Origin of the sequence: Enterococcus sp. DIV0294 (assembly GCF_050558155.1) — a bacterium.
Taxonomy (GTDB): Bacteria; Bacillota; Bacilli; order Lactobacillales; family Enterococcaceae; genus Enterococcus; species Enterococcus faecalis.
The window spans coordinates 293,800-311,822 of sequence record NZ_CP187889.1; the positions used below are offsets into that span (position 1 = coordinate 293,800).

The following is an 18,023-nucleotide window of genomic DNA, read 5'->3' on the forward strand; positions in this document are numbered from 1 at the left end:
GTCTTAATGTTTAGTTAACTAAGAATTGTTGGATTGTTCTTTAGAAAGAAGGGACAATATGAAGCGAAGTAAATGGAAAGAATTGATAGTAACGGGCATCTGCCATATATTAGTATTCCCCATACTAATACAGACAACTGTTTTTGCAGAAACATTACCAAGTACAAAACAAGTAAGAGAAGGAACCAATCATTCATTAACAGCAGAAAAAGCCGAAAGTGAACAACCACAGACAAAGGATAAACTACATGATGAAGAACCACTAGCATTGCCAAAAAGTGAGTTAATCGATAATGGGGCTAATGTTACAAGTCAAACGATTAGAGAAAGAATTGAGACGCCTAACCTAACTTATCGTTATGGATTTATTAATGAAGAGGGGCAGCCAGTAAACGCCAATGAGATCCTTCTACAGTATCATAGTTGGCAAGGCAATTCCCCAAATGGCATAAATGTGTGGGAAGGTGAAAGTCAACCAGTGACAGCATCTACAGTGGCTAATTTAAAAGAAGTGGTAATTCCAAGTGAGAAAGTAGCCGTCTATCCCGACATGTCAACGGTGCTTGCAGCGAGTAATCAAACATTTTTTTTACCAAGATATTATACTTCTTTAAGCTTATACAATAAGAAAGGGGAAATTGATCCCAATTATCCGCTGCCAACTATTTCCGACGCACCAGGAAACCAATATCCAACAACAATTTCGCAATTTGAATTGGAAAAAATGTCTGAACAACAATATAGTCAGAAAATAGGAGTAACGTTTAACATTAGCGAGAGCCAAAAACTAATCGTTCCTTTGTACAACCAAGTGAAGGTTGATTCATCGAATCAATCTGGGCTATTGAATTACTTTGAATTTTCAGGGCCGGTTTACTATCATGTTATCAATCGCAAAGTGACAGAACATTTTGTGAATAATCATGGGAAAACAATTCTGCCGCCACCGGGGTTTAGACAAGGAAAGCAAACGCTTATTGAACGTGACCCTTACACCTTTAAACAGAACGGCCTTTTGCCAAGTAGCTATGAAATCGACTCAAAAACGTATCAATTTCAAGGATGGTATAAAGGGAAAACGAAACCTGAAAATTTAGAAAAAAGCGTAACGCCCAGTTATGATATTACCTATGATGACAATGATGATTTAACTGTTGTCTATAAGGAGATACCTCAAAAAAATTATACATTTGAGGATGTAAACGGTGTTGAAATTGCACCACCATCTGATTTTATTCAGGATCACCAACAACCAATAACTACGGATGGCTTTCGCTATTTAGCTGGAAAAAAACTGCCACAACAATACAGCGTTAACGGTAAAACTTATTTATATCAAGGTTGGTATCAAGATAAAACAAAACAAGAGAGCTTAGAAAAAACGAAGCGCCCCATAAACTCCCCTGTTTTTAATGAAATGAACGCTATTACAGCAGTGTATAAGGAAATAACTGCAAAAGCTGAAATGCAAATAGAAGGACTAGTCAAAGTCATGCCAAGTGGTTATATACAAATTTGGCAGATTATGCTTACAAATGTGGGAGAAGTACCGTTAAAAAAAATAAACTTAAAGCCAGCAAGTGGTTGGTCACCAGGTCTAGCTCGGCCAATCCAAGTCACGATTCGTGTTGGATCTGAACCAAACAAAATTGTTCCTATTGCTGATGAAAATTGGCGAGTTGGCATTGCTTTAAATACGGAAGTGCCTATTGGTCAGACAGCAACTATTATGATGACAACAATTGCTACAGGTGAACCAGATCAAGTGTTACAAGCGGCTGTTGAAATGAATGGGAATTTTTCTGCTGCTCACGCAGCTGATACTGTCAGAATCCAACCTAAAAATCAAGAAATTGTGGCACCAGATGAGGAAGGTTTTATCAGCACACCAACTTTTGATTTTGGTAAAGTCGCCATTTCTAGCAACACGCAGCAACATGGTTTAAAGCAGGCAGCAGATTATTATGAAAATGGTCAGGAAAATCCATATTTACGTTTGAAAAAATCACAATCCAATTGGGCACTAACTGCAGAACTATCCCCCTTTGAAGGAAGAGTGGATCAACTATCATCAATGACAAAGTTATTGTTAGGAACAACCAATGTTTCAGGTTTTATTCAGTACAATCAACCAACGGAAACTAAAGTTGCTCTTGGCAAAACAACCGCTATTTAATTAGTTGCCAACGGTGTAGCTAGCCATATTGTTGCCAATGGTCAGTTTGACGAAAGTGATGTTTATCAATTTGATTTTTCTTTTGATCAAATCAAATTAGAAATTCCAGCAAATCAAGGTAGAAAAGATCAAACTTATCAAGCAATGGTGACTTGGAATTTAGTGACAGGCCCATAAGTCCATAAAAAATAAGTTGAATAGTTTGGATCAAAAACATTGCATAGAAATAATAAAAGGCGGCTCAACGAAGCGGCCTTTTTCTTGGTTCATTACCAAAATATAACGAATTTTGTAACAAAAACGTTTGATAAAAAGAAGGAAAAATGATTAATTTTACGAAAAAAAGCATATATCGACAAAAAAGAAGCAAAATTTGAATAAAAAAAGAAAAAATATGAAAAAAAATCGAAGAATTGTTTAACAATTGAAAACACGTGAAAACCAGTCATGGCAAGGTGTAAAAGCCTTACAAAAGGTAAGTTTACCTATTATGGAGAAAGAAGGAGTGATCTGAAATGTTTTTGTAACATTTCTATTGCTTAATTGAAATATGGGTGTGGTAGAATGTTTTTGTCGTAAGAAAAGATTAAGATATTTTAAATAAACTTTAGAAATTAATTCGGAGGAATGACAAGTGAAGAAACGTCTATTTGCATCAGTATTACTATGTTCATTAACGCTATCAGCAATTGCTACCCCAAGCATCGCTTTGGCGGACAATGTTGATAAAAAAATTGAAGAAAAAAATCAAGAAATTTCATCATTAAAAGCAAAACAAGGGGATTTAGCTTCACAAGTATCTTCTTTAGAAGCAGAAGTATCTTCAGTATTTGATGAAAGCATGGCTTTACGTGAACAAAAGCAAACACTAAAAGCAAAATCAGAACAATTACAACAAGAAATTACAAACTTGAATCAACGTATTGAAAAACGTAACGAAGCAATCAAAAATCAAGCACGTGATGTTCAAGTTAATGGACAAAGCACAACAATGCTAGATGCAGTTTTAGATGCGGACTCAGTTGCAGATGCAATCAGCCGTGTTCAAGCTGTTTCAACAATCGTAAGTGCCAACAACGACTTAATGCAACAACAAAAAGAAGACAAACAAGCCGTTGTTGATAAAAAAGCTGAAAACGAGAAAAAAATGAAACAACTTGAAGCAACAGAAGCTGAATTAGAAACAAAACGTCAAGATTTACTTTCTAAACAATCTGAATTAAACGTAATGAAAGCTTCATTAGCATTAGAACAATCATCAGCTGAAAGTTCTAAAGCTGGCTTAGAAAAACAAAAAGCAGCTGCTGAAGCAGAGCAAGCACGCTTAGCTGCTGAACAAAAAGCTGCAGCTGAAAAAGCTAAACAAGCTGCTGCAAAACCAGTTCAAGCTAAAGCTGAAGTAAAAGCAGAAGCACCAGTTGCCTCTTCTTCAACAACAGAAGCGCAAGCGCCAGCAAGCTCAAGCTCAGCAACTGAATCAAGCACGCAACAAACAACTGAAACAACTACACCAAGTACAGATAATAGTGCAACAGAAAATACTGGTTCTTCTTCATCAGAACAACCAACAACACCAAGTGGTAATGGAAGTAATGGTGGCCAAACTGGTGGTGGAACAGTTACACCAACACCAGAACCAGAACCAACACCAGAACCAGAGCAACCAACACCAGCGCCTTCTGCTGATCCAACAATCAATGCATTGAACGTTCTACGTCAATCATTAGGTTTACGTCCAGTAGTATGGGATGCAGGCTTAGCAGCTTCTGCAACTGCTCGTGCAGCACAAGTTGAAGCAGGTGGCATTCCAAATGATCACTGGTCTCGTGGAGATGAAGTTATCGCAATTATGTGGGCGCCAGGTAACTCAGTAATCATGGCATGGTACAATGAAACAGGCATGGTAACAGCTTCAGGTAGCGGTCATCGTGATTGGGAAATTAACCCAGGTATTACACGTGTCGGTTTTGGTTACTCAGGTAGCACAATCGTAGGACACTCTGCCTAATCAGCAATGATAAAAATAGACGTAAGCAGCTTCTGAAAAGAAGCTGCTTTTTTCGTTACTATTTCATCCGCTTCCGTTGACAAATTTGCTAAACGTGGTATTCTAATTATAATCTAATAATTTCCGTTGAATAGGAAAGTAAGTACAAGACAGCTGGTAGAGAGACTTTGGTTGGTGAAAAAAGTTAGATGTCTGTATCGAAAAATGGCCTAGGAGGAATTTTTGTCGAAACGTAGGCAAAAACGTAATGTCTTTCGTTAACAAGACCGCTGATTATGATTGTCAGTTGAAGGGAAAGAGTCATCTTTCCGAAAAAAGGTGGTACCGCGATAATAATCGCCCTTTTACTAGTTACGGCTAGTAAAAGGGCGTTTTTTTATAAATAAAAATAGGAAAGAGTGAGGCAAATGAGTAGTCAGATTCCTTTTACAGTTGATCATGTGGGAAGTTTTTTACGTCCAGAAACAATTAAGAAAGCACGGAAAAAGGTCCAAGCAGGTGCTTTATCTCAAGCAGAGCTACGTCTTATTGAAGATGAAGAAATCAAAGCATTAGTAGCAAAACAAAAAGCTGGCGGCTTACGGGGAATCACAGATGGTGAATTTCGTCGCGGTTTTTGGCATATTGATTTCTTAGAAGGATTAAATGGTGTGACAGGCTATATCCCAGAAACGGGGTATAACCAAACCTTTCATGGAAAAGCAGCTCCGGCCTATAATATCCGCGTAGTGGATAAAATATCTTTTCCTACGCAACATCCATTTTTAGAGGACTTTTCATTTTTAAAAGAGGTGGTGGAAGTTGGTGATGGCACGGTAGCCAAAGCAACGATCCCTAGTCCGACCATGATTTTACGTCAAGAAATTTTATCTAACGATGGCACCTCGCGCATTCAAACAATTTATTCAGAGATTGGTGATTTTTATAAGGATTTAGCACAAACATATAAAGATGCAATTGCGGCCTTTTACGAGAGAGGTTGCCGTTATTTGCAATTTGATGATACAAATTGGGCGTTTCTAGCGGATCAGACAAAACAAGAAGAATTACGAGCAAAAGGAATACAGCCAGAAGAAATTGCACAAGTGTGTACCACGATTATTAATGAAGCCTTAGCTGGCAAGCCAGAAGATTTAACTGTAACCACACACATTTGCCGTGGGAACCATGCTTCGTCTTGGCTATTTTCAGGTGGTTATGAACCGATAGCAAAAGAATTATTTGCTACGAATTATGATGGTTTCTTCTTGGAATATGACTCAGATCGTGCAGGGGACTTTTCACCATTAAGACATTGGCAAAATAATGGCAGCAAAGTCGTTTTAGGTTTAGTTACTTCTAAGTTTCCTGAATTAGAAGAGACTGAACAAGTGAAAGCACGAATTGAAGAAGCCCAACAGTTTGTTCCTTTAGAAAACTTAAGTATTAGTCCGCAATGTGGTTTTGCTTCAACGGAAGAAGGAAATCGTTTGACGGAGAAAGAACAATGGCGCAAAGTTCAATTACTTCAAGAAATTGCTAGAGAAATATGGTAAAAAACTGGGACATAAGTCTAAACGGCTTATGTCCCAGTTTTTTCATTGTATTATTTTAAATATTGATCTTTAGTAAAATTCGTGTGTTCATACTCGCCGTTGTCACCATAAAAGCGGTTATAGCGTTGTTTGAATTTGCGGAATAAATAAATGACTGTCACTTTAACTAGGCAATACATTGGAATCCCGAAGATAACGCCCATTAAACCAAACAGTTCGCCCATAACTAACAAGACAAGTAAAATAGTAATCGGATGGACTTTTAATTTATCGCCCATCACACGAGGAATAACAAAATCACCATGAATCAATTGGATGGCAAACCAGACGATAACAAATTTAACTACCATAAATGTGGAATCCTGAAAGGCAATAATCAATCCAGGAATAAAGGCAATAAATGGCCCGATATAAGGAATAATACATAAAATACCCGCAGCTAAAGCTAAAATGCTACCAAATTGTAAACCAATTAATAGAAAAGCTGGCCAATACATAATCCCTAAAACCAACGAAGCAATGACTTGACCTTTTAGATAATCGCCAATTTGAATGTTGGCAATTTGGCTATATTCATCAAAATCAGGACGAAAAGCTGGGGGAATGATGCCTTTTACAAAGCGATAAAACTTTTCTTTGTCTTTTAAAAGGAAAAAGGCGATGATAGGTCCTGTAAACAAGGTTAGGAAAGTAGAAGAGACTGCAGAAAAGACGCTTCCCAGACCTTGTGCGCCTGTTTGTAGGTAATCCCCTGCAAAGTCTTTAAAGGAGTTTGCAAGTTTGCCCCAGAGCTGATTAATCGACTCATTAGCGGATTCTAAATCTTTTGCAAAAGGTGTTTTAGCCATAAATTCTTGTACTGTTTGGAGCGTGCTGTTCCAAAAACTTGGGAATTGTTTGATTAATTCTTCCGTTTGGTCTTGGATAATTGGGAAAAGTTGCAGTCCAGCTAACACTAGTAATGCAATAATTAAGACATAGAGAATCGCAATCGCCCAAACACGGGGAATTTTTTTCTCAAGGCGTTTCACCATTGGATTAAGCAAATAAAATAGAATAATACCAAAAAGTACCGGGCCTAAGACGGCACTAAAAATAACAAAAATTGGTTTAAAGATAAATGAAACAGTGTTGAATAAAAAGATAGTTACAGCAATTAGACAAAGGATAGTTAATGTGTAAAGTAAATTTTTCCCACCTAAAAAGCGGATCCACTTGGTACTTTCTTTATCCATAAGTTGCTCCTTTCGTTAAGCTTTATTTCTAAAATGACCAATAATTTCAATGACACCCATGAAAATCAGGATAAATCCAAAGACTTGCATCAAAACTAAGAGACTTTTGAAGGGGTTGAAAACTAAAACAGCTCCAGCGATTAAAACCAGAATACTGTAGATAAGCGCACCTGTTTGACGAGTATTTAAAGCAAAAGTCAATTGAACGAGGCCGTTTATAACGATACTAATCCCTAATAAAAACGGCAGAATCGAAACAATCACCGGTGCAAAAAATAAAAAGGCTACTGCTAAGACGACAAAGATTAAACCTGTTACGAAACCAAGTCCCCAGCTACCCGTTTGTTTTTTTATTTTGTAGTCATCATAAATATTAATTAACCCTAAAAGCATCAAATAACCAGCAATTAAATAACCGACGAACTGGAAGAAAGCACTGGGATTAAAGACAATGGCACTTCCGATAACGATAAAGACGGCGTCGCGCAATAGGGTATGGCGCCGAAAATTTTCTCTAAAAGTTTGGAACATAAAAATCCTCCTCAATGTTATTGTTTCTTTTATTCTAGCGGAAAAAAGAAAAAAGTGCGAGTGGTAGCTCTAAAAAGTGTTGGAAACTGTATCTTTAGAAAAAATAACATTAAAAATTAAAAAAGTCTTACAAATGAGCGAAAATTGGCATATAATGGAAAGTGAAATTTTATTTTAAGAAGGAGAGATTTGATGGATTTATTACCTTTATTAGGCGTATTGATCGTCATTGTCGGCTTCGCATTGAAATTTGATGCTATCTTGATTGTGATGGTTGCTTTAATAGTGACGGCTTTTACTGGCGGGCTTGGTTTGACATCGATGCTAGAAACACTAGGAACAACCTTTGTGAATAATCGAGGAATGGCTATCTTTATTATTATTATGTTAGCAACAGGAACTTTAGAAAGAAATGGCTTGAAAGAGTCAGCAGCTACGTTGATTAAACGATTCAAAAAGGTATCTGCTGGTGTGATTATTGACATTTATGGTGTCTTTCGGATTATCTTCGCCGCTTTTAACGTAAGTTTCGGTGGGGTAGCAGGTTTTGTGCGTCCGATTATTTTGCCAATGGCGTTAGGAACAATTGAATCAAAAAATTTACCAATGGTGCCAGAGTATGAAGAAGAACTAAAAGGGATGGCTTCAGCCATGGAAAATATCTGTTGGTTCTTTGGTCAAGTTCTGTTTGTTGGTGGGGCTGGGGCATTGCTTGTTCAATCAACATTGAAAGATTTAGGCTATGAAGTGACATTAGGAAAATTGGCTTTAGTGGAAGTACCAGTCGCCTTAGTTGCCTTAATTTCGGCAAGTATTTACTTTACTTTAAAAGAAAAAAGATTACGTAAAAAATATTATGGACAGGAGGGACTGAAATGAGTTTTTTCACAGATCCAAGTATTGATTTGAGTGCAAAGTTATTGGAAGTCCTTTATATTTTTATGGGGATTATCTTGTTATATACAAGTTTTCGTAGTTTTCGTGATAAAACCAATCAACATGCGTATGGGACTAGTTTATTCTGGGGGATTTTAGGGATCTTAATCGGTTTTGGTCGGTTTATTCCACCAGTTGCCTGTGGCGTACTTATTTTTGTGATGACAATTCCGGCAATTCTTCAAAAAGTGACAAAAGGAGAAAGTCGCTTACCTTCGAAAGAATACATGGAAAAAATGTCTCAAAAATTAGGAATGAAGATTTTTATTCCCGCACTAAGTATCGGGGTTTTTGCAATTCTTTTTGCCACATTGACTACTTTAGGAGCTTTAGTCGGTGTCGGTGTTGGTGTCTTTGTAGCGATTTTCATCATGATGTTCTTTTCTAAAAATAATACGCCGAAAGTATTTTTTGATGATGCGGCGGAAATGTTAGAAACAGTCGGTCCTCTTAGTACGTTGCCAATGCTATTAGCTTGTTTAGGTGCTGTTTTTACTAGCGCTGGTGTTGGTGAGATTATTTCAAAAGGGGTTAGTGCCGTAGTACCAGCAGGAAATGTCAATGTAGGGATTATTATTTATGCTGTGGGAATGGTTATTTTTACGGCTATCATGGGCAATGCCTTTGCAGCAATAACCGTGATGACAGTCGGAATTGGTGTGCCGTTTGTCTTTTCTTTAGGTGCAGATCCCGCATTAGTTGGGATGGTTGCCTTAACATGTGGTTTTTGTGGTACACTGTTAACACCGATGGCTGCGAACTTTAATATCGTACCTGTAGCCATGTTGGAAATGAAAGATAAGTACGGCGTCATTAAAAATCAATTGCCGATTGCACTTTTCATGTTAATTTTCCAAATTGTTTATATGATTCTATTCAAATAAGAAAGGATGATCGAAATGAAAGTTGTCGTTACTGGCTTTGATCCATTTGGAGGAGAAGCAATCAATCCTGCCTTTGAAGCAGTCAAAAAATTACCTGCTGAAATTGCAGGAGCTGAAATTATTAAAGTTGAGGTGCCAACTGTTTTTGGCACTAGTGGTGAAAAAGTGGCTGAAGCAATTGAAACCCATCAACCAGATATGGTGATTTGTGTTGGACAAGCAGGCGGCCGCCAAACAGTCACTGTTGAAAAAGTGGCGATTAATTTAGCGGAAGCGCGTATCCCGGATAATGCAGGACAACAACCAAGCGATGTGCCGTTGGTTGAAGATGGAGCAACAGCCTATTTTACAAATTTACCGATTAAAGCGATGGTAAAAAATTGTCATGACCATCAATTACCTGCAGCGATTTCTTATACAGCAGGAACCTTTGTATGTAATGATATTATGTATCACTTACTACACTTAATTAACACTAAATATCCAACTATTCGTGGCGGATTTATTCATGTTCCGTTCCTACCAGAACAAACAATTGATAAACCAACGTTTGCTTCTATGTCATTAGAAGCAATCACAGATTCTTTGTTCTATATGATTGAAGCAGCAGTAAAAACGCAAGAAGATATTCACCTACAAGGTGGCACAACCCATTAATTAACAGGAGTGTGGAACAAAAATCACTTTGGATTTTTGTTCCACGCTCAAAAACTGATAAACGGCGGGAACAGAAGCAACTCCTTCGGAAATAAGCCGAAATTCTCCAAAAATTAAAGAACAATTTTCGGAAATTCCTTCTTATTTCTCGGAGTTAAACGCTGCTGTCCCGACCTCTTTCTATTTTTACAAAAAGAAAAAGTAATTTTTGTTGGCGTGTGAAAAAATTTTTTATACTATTTTCGTTGACAAGTCGGTTTCTTCTTGGTATATTGAGATTCATAAATTATTAGCCCAGTAGGAAATAGATGTTTTGTTCAGAAAGTCGATGGTTGCTGCGAATCGATCAAGTCTATTTGTGAATTACACTAATAAGTAGTAACAATTACATAATACATAAGCGAGAAGCAAGTAAGCTTCTAATTAAGGTGGTACCGCGGAGAGATTCGTCCTTATTCTTTAAGGATGAATCTCTCTTTTTATGTAGCTTTAGGAGGCGTTTTCAATGAGTTGTGGAGGAGTTATTCGTTATCATAAGATCCTTTAATGTCAGAGTATTCAGAAAAAAGATTAGAGGAGAGTAACGAAATGAAAGAAAAACAGAAAAAGAAGATCGTGAGTGTTCGAGAAGCAAGTATCGTGTTATTAATTATTGTGGCAGCTATTGCAACAGGAGTAATTGGCTTAAAGATATCGCCAAATATTACTATTTTGTTTGTGATTGCATTGATTTTAGGCTACGCAATGTTTCGTAAAGTACCATTTGATCAAATGCATAAAGGGATTGTTGATGGCTTGAAGCCAGGGATTATTCCAATTTTTATTTTCATTTTAGTGGGTGCATTGATTGCCGTTTGGATTCAAGCAGGAATTATTCCAACGATTATGGTTTTTGGTTTTAAAATGATTAGTGTTAAATGGTTTGTGCCGTCAGTTTTTATTGTCTGTGCGATTGTCGGCAGTGCAGTAGGTAGTGCTTTTACAGTGATGTCAACAATTGGAATTGCCTTTTTCGGTATTGGCAGTACCTTAGGATTAAACCCTGCTTTAGTTGTGGGGGCGATTGTTTCTGGTTCAGTTTTTGGTGATAAAATGTCGCCTTTATCAGAATCAACAAACTTAGCCGCAGCGATTGTTGAAGCGGATTTGTTTAAACATATAAAAAACTTGATGTGGTCGACTGTACCAGCATTTATCGTCTCTTTAATCTTGTTTATGATTTTAGGGCAAACGTACGCGAATACAAGTCTGACAGAAGTAGTTCAAGTTATTCAAGTATTGGAAGACCACTTTACCATTTCCATTTGGTCATTGTTACCATTAGCCTTAATGTTAATCTGTGCCTGGCGCAAAATTCCAGCGATTATCACGATTTTGTTAAACATTATTGTGGCAGTAATTATGATTATTATTCAAAATCCGAAAGTATCGTTGCAGGCATTAGGAAACACGTTGGAAAATGGGTTTGTTTCTCAAACGGGGAACGCACAAATTGATCAATTATTAAGTCGTGGCGGAATTATGAGCATGATGCCGACTGTGGCACTTATTATTCTAACGTTGTCTCTAGGTGGCTTATTAATGGAATTAGGATTGATTTCTGCGGTCATGGAAGTTGTTTCGCAGAAAATGAGCAGTACACCGAAATTGATTTTATCAACGTTATTAACAGGAATTGGCGTAAATATTTTTATTGGTGAACAATTCCTATCGGTTATTTTACCAGGGAATGCCTTTAAAGAAGTTTACAAAAAAGAAGGTTTGGATCCGACTGTTTTAGGCAGAACCTTGGAGGATGGTGGGACGGTCATTAACTACCTCATTCCTTGGGGGATTGCAGGTAGCTTCGTAGCGGGGACCTTTGGCGTACCAACGTTGACTTACTTACCATTTGTTTTCTTTAGCTTATTATCGCCTGTCTTCTCAATGGTCAGTGCGTTTACTGGTTTAGGGATTAAGCGGTTATCAGCAGAACCTGTTACCGAAAAATAGATTGATTAAAATAGAACAGTTGATGGGGAATACTGTAGTTTCTCTCTGTCAATTGTTCTATTTTTCTTGTAAAAAAAAGGTTGCATTTTTAGAAAGAAACAGTTATAGTTGACTAGTCAATTGTTGACGAGTCATCTTTTTAAGGAGGAAACTATGTCGTTATCATTACGGGAAGTCAGCCAATTATTATGTCAGTTAAAGGTATTAGATCAAAAAATTACCAAAGTTTTTGAAGAGCAAGTTGGCTTGAGTTTGACTCGTTATGAGTTGCTGATGATTTTAAAAGAACGTCAGCCGTGTCTTCAAACGGAGATTCAAGAACACTTAAAAATCGATAGTGGTGCGGTCACTCGCCACTTGAAAATTTTAGAAGAGAAACAGTATGTGACACGACAGCGAAATCCAGAAAATAATCGGGAAGTGCTAGTGCATTTAACAGAAAAAGCACAACAAGAACTACAGCAATGTACAGCCAAGCAACAAACGGTAACAGAAATTATTCCCAGTACATTTACAAAGGACGACTGTCGCCAGTTAAAAGAACTTTTGACAAAACTAGATCAAAGCATTACAACGAAAGAGGTATGATAGAATGACAACATATACAACGAATGATTTTTCAGAGATTGTTTTTGGCCGCAAATCAGTTCGGGTGTACGATGAAACCCATAAAATTTCTCATGAAGAAATGTTAACAATGATTCAAGAAGCGACCACCGCCCCTTCTTCTGTTAACATGCAGCCATGGCGTTTTGTCGTAGTGGAAAGTGAAGCAGGCAAAGAAAAATTAAAACCCTTAATTCGCTTTAATACGCGTCAAAATGAAACATCTTCTGCAATGCTCTTAATTTTTGGTGATCTAAACTGCCATGAGCGAGGAGAGGAAATTTACAATCAAGCCTATGCTAGTGGTAAAATGCCTAAAGAAGTGCGGGACCAACAATTAGCAGCCATTATTCCCCATTATGAAAGTTTAAGCAGAGAACAAATGAATGACATCGTAAAAATTGATGCGAGTTTAGCAGCTATGCAATTTATGTTAGTGGCCCGAGCTCACGGATATGAAACAAATCCAATCGGTGGTTTTGAAGCGGAAAAATTAGCCGAAACATTTGGTTTAGATCAAGAGCGCTATGTCCCAGTAATGATTTTATCTGTGGGTAAGGGCATGGAAACTGGCTATGAATCTGTTCGTTTAGCACCAGAAAAAATCACGACATTTGAATAGGCAATAAAAAATGACGGCGTACGCTTGCATCAACCAACGATCTTAAAGAAAGTTGGCTAATGCAACAGCGATGCCGTCATTGTCGTTGGATAAAGTGACTTCCGTTGCGATGCTTTTAAGCTCGTCAACGGCGTTTTCCATAGCAATCCCCGTGCCGGCCCATTCCAACATTGTATAATCGTTGTGACCATCACCAAAAGCAATTACTTCTTCAGCAGCTATACCTAACTGTAGGGTTAGTTTTTCTAAAGAACGCGCTTTATCAATATTTTTTGCGGTAAATTCAAAATAGAAAGGAGCGGAAAAAGCAGCGGTGACGGTTTCTTTGAAAGGCGCGTAGATGGCCTCATGATATTTTTGTAAATAGGCGGGTTCACCAGCAATTAAAATTTTGTTCAAGGGAAAATTTAGTCTGGCGGCTAAATCACGCCACTCACATAATTGAAAGTTGCCACCCCGTGATTCATATTCAATAATATTAAAATCACCAGTCTCTAAATGTAAGGTGTTATGAAAAACATCATTGACATACATAAATGTTTCATCATTAATCATTGGAATTACGTCAAATTGTTTCAAATGTTCTAAAATTTGTTGACTCAATGACTTTGAAATTGTCTGGTTAAATAGTTGTTGCTGACTGCCATGATGGGTGACACAAGCGCCGTTATAGGAAAGTAAGTGTCCATTATAATGAGCCATCTCCAATTCATCTGCTAAGGGCCGCATACCGTTAGTCGGGCGGCCAGAAGCCAAAATCAGTGAGAGGCCTTGTTTTTGTGCAGCTACTAATGCTTGTCGCGTTTTTGGTGAAATCTTTTTTTCTGAAGTTAACAAGGTACCATCAATATCCATTACAATTGCTTTGATTGCCATAATTGGCCTCCAATCCGAAGAGTTTCTTTCTTTTAGTATAAAAGTTTTGTCTATTAATGTAAACGGATTCTCTTGTGAGGTGTATAAAAGAATTATTTTACAAAAATCTATACTATTTTTTTGTGAAATTTCATATAATAGAAGTATTCTAATTATCTACATAGAGAGCGAGGGACAAGGAATATGAAGGAAAAAGAAATGCATTCGCTCTTTTTTAAACATAAGTTTGTGAAAGTAACTCCCTATTTACGTCGTTTTGGTCATCGTTTGAGTGGGATGATTATGCCAAATTTGAGTATTTTTATTGCGTGGAGCTTATTGTCTTTGGTGGCTGGCTATACGACAGGGAATCTACGGCTAGCTCTTTCTGAAGTCGAAACGATAATGATTCGAGTTGTTTTACCGATTTTAATTGGTTTTACAGGCGGAAAAATGTTCGAGGAACAACGTGGCGGCGTCGTTGCTGCTATTGCGACAGTGGGCGTGATTGTTTCCACAGATGTTCCACAGTTGTTTGGTGCTATGTTTATTGGACCTTTAGCAGGATATACTTTCGCCAAAATTGAACAAATTCTCTTACCGAAAGTTAAAGAAGGCTATGAGATGCTGACTAAAAACTTTTTAGCAGGAATTGTGGGAGGACTGCTGTGCTGTTTTGGTATTCTGGTTGTAGCTCCTGCTGTTGAAAGTGCTAGTTTTTGGCTGTATCAATTTTCTTCTTGGTTAATTGAAGCCAATCTTTTGCCATTGGTTCACGTTTTCTTAGAGCCCTTAAAAGTGTTATTTTTTAATAATGCGATTAACCACGGATTATTAACGCCTCTAGGTTTAGAAGGCGCTAGTCAAACAGGTCAGTCCATTTTATTTTTATTGGAAACAAATCCTGGACCAGGCGTGGGCGTTTTGGTTGCTTTTCTGCTGTTTGGGCCTTTAGGACAACGAAAAACAGCAGGAGGTGCCACCATGATTCAACTGATTGGGGGCATTCATGAAATTTATTTTCCGTTTGTTTTGATGGATCCGCGCTTATTTTTAGCAGTAATTGCTGGAGGAATGAGTGGTACGCTTGTTTTTCAAATATTTAATGTGGGGCTAAATGCTCCAGCTTCGCCAGGTTCATTGGTTGCGATTTTAGCCAATGCCCCGACTGATGCGAGGCTGGCGGTTTTTAGCGGAATTTTTGTTAGCTTTCTGTGCTCTTTTGCAATAGCAAGCTTGTTATTAAAACGTCAACGAGGAATTGAACCAGTTTCAATGATAAAGATGAAGGAGAAGGAGGAAGACCAAGTGGAAACAGTCACACCTAACTATCAGCAAATTTTATTTGTTTGTGATGCAGGAATGGGCTCAAGTGCCATGGGGGCTAGTTTGCTAAGCCGACAATTAAAAGCTGTGAACTTGGAGATGCCTGTGACTTACCAGTCCGTTCATCAGATGAAGTGGCAGCCTAAGACATTAGTGGTCATTCAAGCAGAATTGAAACAGTTAGCACAAAAGTACGTCCCAGAAAAGGATATGGTGAGTGTTCAAAATTTTTTAGAAATTAAATCCTATTACCCGCAAGTTTTAGCCAAACTGACTGCTTCTTCTCAAGAGCAATCTTCACTTGGTTCAGAGTCTACTGAAACGAACCCGACCAAACAAATACAGAAGCTTGTTTTTTTATATGCCGAGAATGTTCGAGGGTCGCAAACAATGGGAATGGAATTATTGCGGCAACAAGCGGCGAAACAAGGAGTCGCGATTGAAGTATCTAAAGAACCACTGGAAACAGTCTTTTTTACCAAGGAGACAACCTACGTAGTGACTCGTGAACTGGCGCAAGCCTATCATTTAGATCTAACGCAACAAAATTTATACGTAGTTACTAGTTTTTTGAATAAGAAAGAGTATCAAGAATGGCTGGAAGGAGGAGCTGATAGATGTTTTTAACGACAAGAGAAACTGTTCTATTAACGGAATTAGTGAATAGTCCCACCCCCGTTTCAGTAAACCGCATGATGAATTTGTTAAAGGTTAGCCGCCGGACGGTATATCGTGAATTAGAAAATTTAGAAACCTCGCTAGCATCGATGGGCGCGACGTTGGAAAAAGTAGCTCGTGGGCGCTTTTCGATTCAAGCAGATGAAGCAGCGATGACGGAAATTCAGGCTGCTATTTTAGGAGAAGAGACACAGGAACTTTCTACTTTGGCGCGGCAACATGCGATTTTATTGACATTACTGCAAACAAAAGAGCCAGTCTCTATGCATTATTTTCTGGAAACGTATTGTATTAGTAATACGACTTTTTATGCCGATATTAAACAATTAGAAACACGGATTGCTCGGATTCCGTTGACGATTTCTCGGAATCAAGGTTATGAAGTGACTGGTTCTGAAAAATATCGCCGTCTTCTAATGGCGAATATTCTAAGTATGGAAATTAATGAGTACCAATTTTTTCATTTTACCGAATTAACGACAAACGACCATTTTTTCTTTCAGTTTATTCATGCAGAACATTTAGCATTTGCACAAAAAATTGTTCAGCCAGAAGTAGAAACTTTATTTCCAGCATTAAGTGATCGCAAATTACAACATTTGATTTTAATGTTAACAATTGCGATGGATCGGGTCACTGCAGGTTTTTATTTAGCTGATGAGACCTATACTGGGCAGATGAATAAGGCCTTTCTAAATTGTTCTAAACGACTTTTTTCAAAAGTCGCTGCTGAAACGAAACAACTATACGCTGTCAGTGAGATTGTTTTTTTTGCTAGCTTATTAAGTGATTTTTCTAATTCTTTTGATGAAGATTTTTTTGATGAACATTTTGACACTCAGCTAGCTTATGCAGTGAAACAACTGATTGAAGCAGTAAGTCAAGAAACAGAAGTTAATTTTTTCGAAGATACCAATTTGTATAAAATGTTGTTGACGCATTTATCAGGTGTTTTTTCTCGGGCGGTTTTACAAGAAGAAGATTTAACGAATCCCATTTTAGAACGGATTATGAATCAATATCAAGAAATAGCTGCGGCTTTACGCCAAGCGTTGCCGCAAATTTTTCCGCAAAAGAATTTATCGGAAGAGGAAATTGCCTACATGGTACTTCATTTTGCCAATTCTTTAGAGCGGAGTCCCAAAATTATGGAAGTTGATATTGCTGGTTTTTCTCCTAGCGGTTTGGCTTCGACAAGTATGCTGGAAATGCGATTACGGCGCTACTTTCCTTTTATCAACCAGATTCATTTTTTTCGGATTGCGGATTTAGGTAAGGTGGATGTTGAGGAAAACTATGACTTAGTGATTTCCACTTCGTTATTACCAGGATACAATGGTAAATATAAATTGATCTCACCGTTACTTTTAGACGATGAAATCCGCCAATTGAAAGAAGAGTTTAAGCGGATTAGTCACGAAAAACGCTCGCTTAGGAAAGCGCCTGTGAAAAAAATAGGTGGCGAAGAAAGCTACGAAACAGTGGTCGCTTTCATGGAAGAAATTAGTAAACTATTAGAAACATTTTTCATAGCAGATTTAAATACTCAAGCGGATTTAGCAGAAACCGTTCAACAAGCTCTCGCGCAACTTTCCGCAGATTTAATCACCGATAGTGCAATCGTCTGTCAGCAATTGATGAAACGTTACGAGCAAGCGCCTATTGGGATTCCTCAGACGGAAATGGCCTTATTCCATACCTCAAGTACAGCAGTGACACAGCCTGTTTTTTGTATTTTTAATCTGGCCCAGCCACTTATGATTGAAGGTATGGATAAAAAGCCGATGCAGTTACAACGTATGTTACTCATGCTAGCGCCAATGCCGATTGATGAAACAATCGGGAAAATTTTAGGAAAAATCAGTGGTGCGATTATTATGAATGATTTAAATACAGAAATTTTTCATTCAGGAAATGAAGCCATTGTTTATCAGTTGCTTTCGTCATTATTAATTGAAGAAATGAAAGGCTAGGTGTTGAGA

14 protein-coding genes, 1 pseudogene and 2 other annotated features are annotated in these 18,023 nt (G+C 37.7%); of the genes and pseudogenes, 11 read left to right on the forward strand and 4 right to left on the reverse strand.

Annotation, left to right across the window (positions count from 1 at the left end; all coding sequences use genetic code 11):
* Positions 1 to 58 precede the first annotated feature (58 nt).
* A pseudogene (locus tag IGJ20_RS01530) lies at positions 59 to 2,353 on the forward strand (WxL domain-containing protein).
* 92 nt (positions 2,354 to 2,445) lie between these two features.
* Here IGJ20_RS01530 and IGJ20_RS01535 read toward each other — a convergent pair.
* Positions 2,446 to 2,625, reverse strand: coding sequence for a hypothetical protein (locus tag IGJ20_RS01535; protein ID WP_033591568.1), 180 nt, complete (start codon positions 2,623 to 2,625; stop codon positions 2,446 to 2,448).
* Positions 2,626 to 2,810: 185 nt separating this feature from the next.
* Here IGJ20_RS01535 and IGJ20_RS01540 point away from each other — a divergent pair, with 185 nt between their 5' ends.
* Entirely contained in the window at positions 2,811 to 4,184 is a 1,374-nt protein-coding gene (locus IGJ20_RS01540; RefSeq protein WP_202522301.1) for a PcsB-like coiled-coil domain-containing protein, read from the forward strand.
* A 117-nt stretch (positions 4,185 to 4,301) separates the two neighbouring features.
* Positions 4,302 to 4,531 (forward strand) — a binding site (T-box leader).
* Between the two features lie 60 nt (positions 4,532 to 4,591).
* Entirely contained in the window at positions 4,592 to 5,719 is a 1,128-nt protein-coding gene (locus tag IGJ20_RS01545; RefSeq protein WP_202522302.1) for a 5-methyltetrahydropteroyltriglutamate--homocysteine S-methyltransferase, read from the forward strand.
* 50 nt (positions 5,720 to 5,769) lie between these two features.
* On the opposite strand, the gene IGJ20_RS01550 is transcribed toward IGJ20_RS01545, so the two are convergent.
* Positions 5,770 to 6,954 (reverse strand): AI-2E family transporter, encoded by a 1,185-nt coding sequence (locus IGJ20_RS01550; RefSeq protein ID WP_077932736.1) that lies wholly within the window; start codon positions 6,952 to 6,954, stop codon positions 5,770 to 5,772.
* Between the two features lie 15 nt (positions 6,955 to 6,969).
* A complete protein-coding gene (locus IGJ20_RS01555; RefSeq protein WP_002395439.1) occupies positions 6,970 to 7,485 on the reverse strand; it encodes an HdeD family acid-resistance protein in 516 nt (171 codons plus the stop codon).
* A 192-nt stretch (positions 7,486 to 7,677) separates the two neighbouring features.
* On the opposite strand from IGJ20_RS01555, the gene IGJ20_RS01560 reads away from it, so the two are divergent.
* From IGJ20_RS01560 to IGJ20_RS01585, 6 genes are all read left to right on the forward strand, one after another.
* The gene (locus IGJ20_RS01560; protein ID WP_002355265.1) at positions 7,678 to 8,364 is read left to right on the forward strand and encodes a DUF969 domain-containing protein; all 687 of its coding nucleotides are present in this window, start codon (positions 7,678 to 7,680) and stop codon (positions 8,362 to 8,364) included.
* Positions 8,361 to 9,305 carry a DUF979 domain-containing protein gene (locus tag IGJ20_RS01565; protein WP_002355267.1) on the forward strand — a complete coding sequence of 315 codons (945 nt, stop codon included), beginning with the start codon at positions 8,361 to 8,363 and terminating at the stop codon, positions 9,303 to 9,305. Before IGJ20_RS01560 ends, IGJ20_RS01565 begins: the two co-directional genes overlap by 4 nt.
* Positions 9,306 to 9,320: 15 nt before the next feature.
* Positions 9,321 to 9,962 (forward strand): pyroglutamyl-peptidase I, encoded by a 642-nt coding sequence (gene pcp / locus IGJ20_RS01570; RefSeq protein WP_077932735.1) that lies wholly within the window; start codon positions 9,321 to 9,323, stop codon positions 9,960 to 9,962.
* Between the two features lie 281 nt (positions 9,963 to 10,243).
* Positions 10,244 to 10,419, forward strand: a binding site (T-box leader).
* A gap of 131 nt (positions 10,420 to 10,550) precedes the next feature.
* Positions 10,551 to 11,954, forward strand: coding sequence for a Na+/H+ antiporter NhaC (gene nhaC / locus IGJ20_RS01575; protein ID WP_202522303.1), 1,404 nt, complete (start codon positions 10,551 to 10,553; stop codon positions 11,952 to 11,954).
* 153 nt (positions 11,955 to 12,107) lie between these two features.
* Entirely contained in the window at positions 12,108 to 12,542 is a 435-nt protein-coding gene (locus tag IGJ20_RS01580) for a MarR family winged helix-turn-helix transcriptional regulator (protein ID WP_002362972.1), read from the forward strand.
* Positions 12,543 to 12,546: 4 nt separating this feature from the next.
* On the forward strand, positions 12,547 to 13,182 hold the full coding sequence (locus tag IGJ20_RS01585) for a nitroreductase family protein (protein WP_002358386.1): 636 nt from the start codon (positions 12,547 to 12,549) through the stop codon (positions 13,180 to 13,182).
* Between the two features lie 42 nt (positions 13,183 to 13,224).
* On the opposite strand, the gene IGJ20_RS01590 is transcribed toward IGJ20_RS01585, so the two are convergent.
* Positions 13,225 to 14,058: a Cof-type HAD-IIB family hydrolase gene (locus tag IGJ20_RS01590; RefSeq protein ID WP_002367875.1), complete on the reverse strand. Its 834-nt coding sequence runs from the start codon at positions 14,056 to 14,058 to the stop codon at positions 13,225 to 13,227.
* 183 nt (positions 14,059 to 14,241) lie between these two features.
* Between IGJ20_RS01590 and IGJ20_RS01595 the strand changes: the two genes are divergently transcribed.
* Both IGJ20_RS01595 and IGJ20_RS01600 read left to right on the forward strand, forming a co-directional pair.
* Positions 14,242 to 15,990, forward strand: a complete 1,749-nt coding sequence (locus IGJ20_RS01595) for a PTS transporter subunit EIIC (RefSeq protein ID WP_202522304.1) — start codon at positions 14,242 to 14,244, stop codon at positions 15,988 to 15,990.
* Positions 15,981 to 18,014, forward strand: coding sequence for a BglG family transcription antiterminator (locus IGJ20_RS01600; RefSeq protein WP_202522305.1), 2,034 nt, complete (start codon positions 15,981 to 15,983; stop codon positions 18,012 to 18,014). The genes IGJ20_RS01595 and IGJ20_RS01600 overlap by 10 nt, the downstream gene beginning before the upstream one ends.
* Positions 18,015 to 18,023 lie beyond the last annotated feature (9 nt).